Origin of the sequence: Pseudanabaena sp. CCNP1317, from assembly GCF_034931345.1 — a bacterium.
Lineage (GTDB): Bacteria > Cyanobacteriota > Cyanobacteriia > Pseudanabaenales > Pseudanabaenaceae > Pseudanabaena > Pseudanabaena galeata.
On the sequence record NZ_JAYGIF010000009.1, the window covers coordinates 96,204 to 103,660 of the forward strand.

The window sequence follows — 7,457 nt, forward strand, 5'->3', positions numbered from 1 at the left end:
AAACTTTATACCTATATCCAATGTCAAGCAAAGTTATGTTAAGGATTATCGTGATCGCCGATTAACGTCGCCACTCAATCCTTAATCTCAGAATGTCGTACCGTTCTCTAATCGGACGGTACGGCATTCTGGATTTGTCTTCAAGCTCCAATATCAGTGTTCCACATAACATCACGCCAGTTCGACAAAAGCGAAAAATGGTAAGAATTGCTTAGCGATTCTTACCATTTTTCGCCATTTGCGGTGTGCTTTGCACACCGCAAATGGCTATATCGAATTCACGTTAACATCAGTTCATAACTATGCTGAGCTACCTATGTCCCATGCGTTTAGGAATTGCCTCATTAAAGTTTTTGGTAATTTGCGTTAGGGATACAGCGATCGCCTGCTCTTGCCCCACCATAATCTCTAAATTCTTGTCTGCATTACTAACAGTGCCGATATATTGCCAATTATGACCTAACTGATTGGTGAGATAGATTTCCCATGCATAGCGATCGCCATCTTTAACAGAAACGACAATTCGACTCGCACCTTCACCAAAGAGAACTTGAGTGAGATGGTGACCTTCAGGATTGGCGAGTTGAATTTGCGCGGTGAGTTTGCCAGAGATACTTGATTCGGAGATCGCCACGGCTAGCCCACCTTCAGCGCAATCATGGGCTGACTGGACTAATCCTTGGGTAATGCCCTGACGACAAGCGAATTGCACTTTACGTTCTAGGTCAAAATCAACAGGTTGGGGACGACCTGTTACTTCTCCAATAACCGAAGCAAGATACTCTGAACCAGCCAAACTACTGCGATCGCTACCGAGTAGATAAATCGCATCACCCACGGATTGCCAGCCCTGACCGCAAACCTTAGTGACATCCTCAACTAAGCCCACCATACCAATTACAGGCGTAGGATAGATCGGTTGGGCGTTACCTTCGGAATCAATGGTTTCGTTGTAGAGTGAGACATTGCCGCCAGTCACAGGCGTTGACAACTCGCGACAAGCATCAGCAATTCCGCGACAAGCTTCGTGAAGTTGCCAATAACCGATCGCATTTTCAGGACTGCCAAAGTTCAAATTGTCGGTGACAGATAGCGGTTCAGAGCCAACGCAGGAGAGATTACGCGCAGCTTCGGCAACTGCTAGTTTTGCACCTTCATAGGGGTCAAGATAAACATAACGAGCGTTACAATCAACCGTAGCAGCAACACCGACAAGAGAATCAATTTGAGCTTGGGCTGTTCCCAATTCGCCAACTCCAAAGCCTTGACCGCGTAAACGAATCACTGCGGCATCGGCTCCCCCAGGAAAGATCACCGTATTATTTTGAACTTGGTGATCGTATTGACGATAGACCCATGATTTAGAGGCGATCGCAGGAGTATCGAGTAATTGCAAAAGAGCATCATTGGGAGAAATGGATTTAAAAGTAGCGATCGCCGCTTTCTCATCCCAATCCCAAGCTTTCTTAGCATAGACGGGAGTATCAGCAAGCTGACGATGATAGATGGGAGTATTGTCAGCGAGTGCTGTAGCGGGAATTTCCGCAGCAACTTCCCCATGCCAAAGAATTCGCACAATCGGTTCCGCTAAAACTTCTCCAGCAACAACCGCATGAAGTCCCCAACGCTCAAAAATATCAATAAGTTCCTGTTCTCTTCCCTTATGCGCCACAAAGAGCATCCGTTCCTGTGATTCTGACAACAGATATTCATAGGGAGTCATTCCTGTTTCTCTGGCAGGAATTTTATCTAGATCGAGAACTACACCCACACCACCTTTAGCTGCCATTTCAGAAGTGGAGCAGGTCAAACCCGCCGCACCCATATCTTGAGCTGCGACAACTGCACCTGTTTTGAATGCTTCCAAACAAGCTTCGACTAGGGATTTTTCTAAAAAGGGATCGCCGACCTGTACCGCCGAACGGCTCTGCTCCGACTTGTCCGAAATTTCAGTACTAGCAAAACTCGCTCCCTTCATCCCATCTCGTCCTGTGGTAGAGCCAACATAAATCACAGGATTACCAGTACCTGAAGCTCCAGACTTAACGATTTCCTTGGTTTCCATAATGCCGATCGCCATTGCGTTGACGAGGGGATTACGGTTATAGGCTTTATCAAAATAGACCTCACCGCCAACGGTAGGAACGCCGATACAGTTGCCGTAACCAGCAATGCCATTGACAATGCCATTGACACGACTACGCACCCAAGGATCAGAGAGTTCACCAAATCGCAGTGAATTCAAAATAGCGACGGGACGCGCTCCCATCGTAAAAATATCGCGTAAAATGCCGCCTACACCTGTCGCCGCGCCCTGATATGGCTCCACTGCCGAAGGACGGTTATGGCTTTCGATTTTAAAACTAATGGCAATATCATCGGTAATTTTGACTACGCCTGCATTTTCTCCCGGTCCAACGAGAATGCGATCGCCTGTGGTGGGAAATTGCTTAAGTAACGGACGCGAATTTTTGTAGCAGCAATGCTCAGACCACATCACACCAAACATCCCCAATTCGGCTTTGTTAGGTTCACGACCAAGGCGATCGCAAATCATTTGATATTCATCTAGGGTCAAGCCTTCAGACTTAATTTCATCGGGAGAAAATTTGGTAATGATATTTGCGGTCATAGTTAACGTGCGACAAATCTTGGGCGGTCAATATCGATCTTATACCAAAACACAAAACGGCTACGCCGTTTTGTGTTTTGAAACCCGTTACTAGGTTTGACTTTTATGAATTGGTACAGCTTACTCAAGCTTGAAGTAGCCCAGAGAAATTTTTGAAAGCGCTGCAAAGCAGCGCTTTCAAAAATTTCTCTGGGCTGTAATACAGTGCTTTGCAATGTATTACAAAGAGTCAGGATCGATACCAAGTTCACGCAACTTAGCAGCTAACTTATCAGCGCGTTTGCCCTGCTGTTCCGACTGTTCTGCACTCCATAGCAGTAAGTTACCTGAGCGATCCCACCAGCGCAACCAGTTCATAGACTGTCCTAACCTCTCCCCAGACCAAATTCCTAAGAATAAATTTAGTTCTGGAATCCATACTTGTCCTTGAGCATTTGGCTCCTGTACATTGTATTTCCCATTTTCTAAGCAACGTACTTCGAGACTTGGTGCATAAGGATCATACGTGACATATGTTGGCACTTGCAGAATCTGTTGATAGAAATACAGTTTGCCATAGGGAGGAGTTGATCTAACTGAGAGTTCACCGCATTCCGTCTCAGATAGAAACTCCATCACCACGCTAACAGGTTCGCCTTCGATATTTTGAGTGTAACTGCGGCGAACAGTTCCCTTAGTTACAGGATAAACTTTAGGCACATAGAACCAATCAGGAGCTTTGACAATGATTTTGTTGTTTACTGTAGCAACTAGTCCAAAATTAGAACCGATCAGCATATCTGATTGTATAAGTTTTGCTGCGCCTAACGCATCAGTAAGAGCAGCAGCTAGAGTCGGTTGTTGAATATTTTCCACAGGATCGTCAGATAAAACGAAATCATCAGGCAAAGCTTCCCAAGAAATAGTTGGCTCGATTTTGGTAGGTGGTATTTGGAGAATCATAAAATTGATCTCAACAAAAGAGTTGACCTGACTTGCTTTGGCTAGACTCCAGTATATCAAAATATATTGATAAAAATCCAAAAGGCAGAAGGGGCGCTTTGCTCCCCTTCTGCCTTTTGGGTTTTATGTTGTCTTTTTTAATGCGGTCGAAATCAGGCGATCGCTGTCGATCGCAAATAGTGAAGGAAAATCTTGAGAAGGAAGAGTCATCGAACTGATAAAGTCAACTTTCCAGCGTTGGCTATAGGTTGGGGGAAGAGACACGATTTGATCTTGTGAGACCTTTTGCAAAGCAGGTTGAGAATTACTGAGTATGCCAACTAAATCTTCATTTTGACGATGGACAATAATCAAGGATGGTTTGGAGGCAACGATCGCACCATTAACAACTAACTGTGGGACATTATCTACTTTTGCTTTAGTTTGACCAAATAGGATTTTTCCAAGATCGATAATCGGCACATTCTCTCCGAGAAATGTGATTTTAGGAATATGTTTGTCTAGGGGGATTACCCGATAAATAGATTCTATCGGGAGAATAAACCAAGCGAGACGTAAGCGAAATGCAACATATTGCTTACCAATATCAGGTCGAAGTTCTGAAAGTCGTTGCGATCGGAGGGAAGAAATGGCTGGCATAATTTGTAATTGATAATTCGTAATTCGTAATTAATTAGCTACAAGTTGAGATAAAGTTTGCAGAAGTTCGTTGTCTTTAAAAGGTTTGGCAAAGTACGCCGATGCTCCTAAGCGCATTGCTAAATCTCGATGTTTCGCACCACTGCGAGAAGTGAGCATCACCACAGGGATATTTTTGCAATTCTCATCACTACGAGATTGAACTAGGAAACCAAATCCATCTAGACGAGGCATTTCAATATCACAGATGACAGCACTGACTTGAGAACTCTTCGGTAATGTTTGTAATTTCCGTAACTTCTCCATTGCTTCCAAACCATCCTTAGCTTGTTCTACTCGATAGCCAGATTTTTCCAAGGTCATCGCTAAGAATCTACGCACGTTAATAGAATCGTCAACGACTAACACTGTAACGCGTCGATCGCTTCGCTCAGATGGCAAAGTCAGGGTTTTGCTAGGAGCTTCGTCAATATCTGCGATCGCCCAGGTAAGTAAGTTGTCAATATCCACCAGTGGCACAAGTTTGCCGCCGCCTAAAATTGCACAACCCATAAATCCTGTTGGCATCGCGATTAAACTTTGCACACCACGGATCGTTACTTCCTGCTCACCCCAGTAACGATCAACTTGTAATCCAAAGGGAACGTTATTGCGGGTGACAATTAGCATTAAAGGTTCGTCTACAATCGGACGGTTTTCGGTTTCACTTTGGAATTGTGGGCGTGAGAAGTGTAGGCGATCGCCTAATTTTAATAAAGGCACGGAATAGCCTTGCCAATCCAACACTTCTTGATTTGCAACTGTATAGATCGAAGTGTCTTTAATTAAGAGGATTTCTTCAACAGCACTAGTGAGAATTGCCATCTGCAAACCATTGCTCTCAAATAAAAGCACTCGCGCAATTGAGAGAGACACTGGCACTGTCAAGATAAAAGTTGTTCCTTGCCCAGATTCTGTTTCGACTCGAACGCTGCCACCAATCACATTCAAATTGGAGCGCACCACGTCCATACCAACACCACGACCTGAAAGCTCAGTCACGCGATCGGCGGTACTAAATCCTGCTTCAAAAATCAACTCCATTAGTTCAGTCTCACTAGAGCCATCAAGATCACTCTCGCTTAATCCCAACTGCAAAGCGCGATCGCGTAGCTTGGTGAAATTAATACCATTGCCATCATCACTGACAGTGATTACTGTTTGATTACCACGATATCCTGCGGCAATTTCGATCTTTCCTTTTGGCGATTTACCCTGATTTATTCGGCATTCTGGTGTTTCAATGCCATGATCAAAGGCATTGCGAATTAGATGTAAAAGCGGATCTTCCAAAACTTCTAAAACCGATCGCTCAACTAAAGTCGAACTCCCACGCACGATAAGTTCAACCTGTTTGCCGTGAGCTAATGACAAATCCCGTAACAGTCGGGGAAAGCGTCCTAATACTTCACTGAGCATTCGCATTCTGGCTTGTTCGATCGCTGTTTGCATTTGACGAGACGCTCGACCCAGTTCCCGTTCTGTGCCTTCCGTATCCGTTAAGGCAGTTTCTAAGTCGCTGGAAACCTCCTGTAACTGCACCACACTATCCATGATTTCCCGTGATAGCACATGTAACTCGCTATAGGAGTCCATTTCTAATAAATCAAAGCGACTAGTATAGGGGAGAAGTGATTCGCTGTTTGGACTTTGATTGGTAAAGCGATCGCCTTTAATATCGCCCTTAATATTGCCCTTAATACTTGTCAGCGTTTCCGAGGCAATTACTGCATTGATCGGAATGAAAGATTCTGAGGAGGTTGCCACCCGATCATATGCGTCTCTAAGTTGGGCATTAGATTGCTCTAAACCATGCATTCTCGTATTTAAAAGCTGAACTAGATCGCGCATCCGTTTTAGCTGAAGTCGTAATCCGCTGCGTTCAGCATTCAACTCACCAAAGCGATCGCTAAGGGCTTCTAGCTGACGCAAAGGTATCCTAATTGTCGCATCTAGACTTTGCTCAGAGGTTGAAGGATCGTTAACTACTGGGGAATGTTCCGTGTTTAAATCTTGGAAATCCGCCAGATCGAGCGAAGATTGGTCAAGACTAATAGTTTCATCTTCATGCAGAAAATCACTGTCTAATACTTCTTGAGTATTTTCGCCGAGATTAAAAGTATTGAGAGAATCTGGGTCTGCATCTAAGCGAGATGGTGCTATTTCAAAATGCTCAGGTAAAGCCTGAAACTGACTAACCAAAACAAGGGCTTGCGATCGCCTCCAAGCTTCTAGAGCCGCAGTCGTCACCTCTTGAAGATTATGGTCTTTATTAGCTAAGGCTGTACTAATCTCCCCACAAAGTTGGCTAAATGCTGGTAATTCCAACATTTCACCTAAACAGCCAAATTCTTGACTAGTAAGTTCAAATTCTTCCCTTAGTACTTTTGAATTTTGATCAGCAAGTACATTGGTTAACCTTTCTAGACAAGCATCTACTTCCGTTGCAAACATGAGGACACGCATATCCTGTCCTGCTTCTTCAGAAAGTAAACTCGCTTCATCCTTCGCTGATAAGTCTCCTAAGATTTCATGCAGTTGTTGGAAGGGAGAATTAATATGTTCTTGCAACCAGTTTTCTGGAGGAATTTTCCGATGCTTATGAATCTTGGCAACCTTGCCCATCCCATCGATCGCACTAAGAAATAGGCTTTCGATCTCAGGAGTTGTGCTTTTGTTACCCGTTTGTAAAATTTTAAAAAAGTCTTCTAGTTGGTGAGCGAGTTCGCTGAGAGCCATAAAGCCCATCATCCCCGCGCCACCTTTCATCGAGTGGGCGGCTCGCAAAATCTTATCGAGGGCCGATCGCTGCAACCCGCGATCGCTTAAGCCAATGATTTCTGTTTCTATATCCGCCAAAAAATCTTTAACTTCGTCGAGAAATAGCAATCGAACTTCCCATTCGCGATCGGTTAATGTATTAGTTGCCATATCGACCTCTTGTTTTAGCAATTAATTAGCTCTTAGCTGTTAGCTGTTAGCTCTTAGCTGTTAGCTGTTAGCTGTTAGCTCTTAGCTGTTAGCTAACAGCTTTATTATTGTGTGTATTGACAAATTAAATCTAGCAGAATCCTAAATAAAGCTAAAAGCTAAAAGCTAAAAGCTAAAAGCTAAAAGCTAAAAGCTAAAAGCTAAAAGCTAAAAGCTAAAAGCTAAAAGCTAAAAGCTAAAAGCTAAAAGCTAAAAGCTAAAAGCTAAAAGCTAA

Annotated in this window: 4 protein-coding genes; all 4 read right to left on the reverse strand. The window is 43.8% G+C overall.

The features are described from left to right. Window positions 1-310 precede the first annotated feature (310 nt). Entirely contained in the window at window positions 311-2,632 is a 2,322-nt protein-coding gene (gene purL, locus VB775_RS05485; RefSeq protein ID WP_281005650.1) for a phosphoribosylformylglycinamidine synthase subunit PurL, read from the reverse strand. A 219-nt stretch (window positions 2,633-2,851) separates the two neighbouring features. Further along, on the reverse strand, window positions 2,852-3,574 hold the full coding sequence (locus VB775_RS05490; protein WP_281005651.1) for a Uma2 family endonuclease: 723 nt from the start codon (window positions 3,572-3,574) through the stop codon (window positions 2,852-2,854). Between the two features lie 123 nt (window positions 3,575-3,697). Then, window positions 3,698-4,213: a chemotaxis protein CheW gene (locus tag VB775_RS05495; protein WP_281005652.1), complete on the reverse strand. Its 516-nt coding sequence runs from the start codon at window positions 4,211-4,213 to the stop codon at window positions 3,698-3,700. A gap of 30 nt (window positions 4,214-4,243) precedes the next feature. After that, complete coding sequence (locus VB775_RS05500; protein ID WP_323216656.1) at window positions 4,244-7,204, reverse strand: hybrid sensor histidine kinase/response regulator; 2,961 nt, start codon at window positions 7,202-7,204, stop codon at window positions 4,244-4,246. Window positions 7,205-7,457: the final 253 nt, after the last annotated feature.

Bases quoted from the DNA above. Each gene is read 5' to 3' on its own strand.
- VB775_RS05495 (WP_281005652.1), bottom strand. From the start codon at position 4,213: ATGCCAGCCATTTCTTCCCTCCGATCGCAACGACTTTCAGAACTTCGA.
- VB775_RS05490 (WP_281005651.1), bottom strand. From the start codon at position 3,574: ATGATTCTCCAAATACCACCTACCAAAATCGAGCCAACTATTTCTTGG.
- purL (WP_281005650.1), bottom strand. From the start codon at position 2,632: ATGACCGCAAATATCATTACCAAATTTTCTCCCGATGAAATTAAGTCT.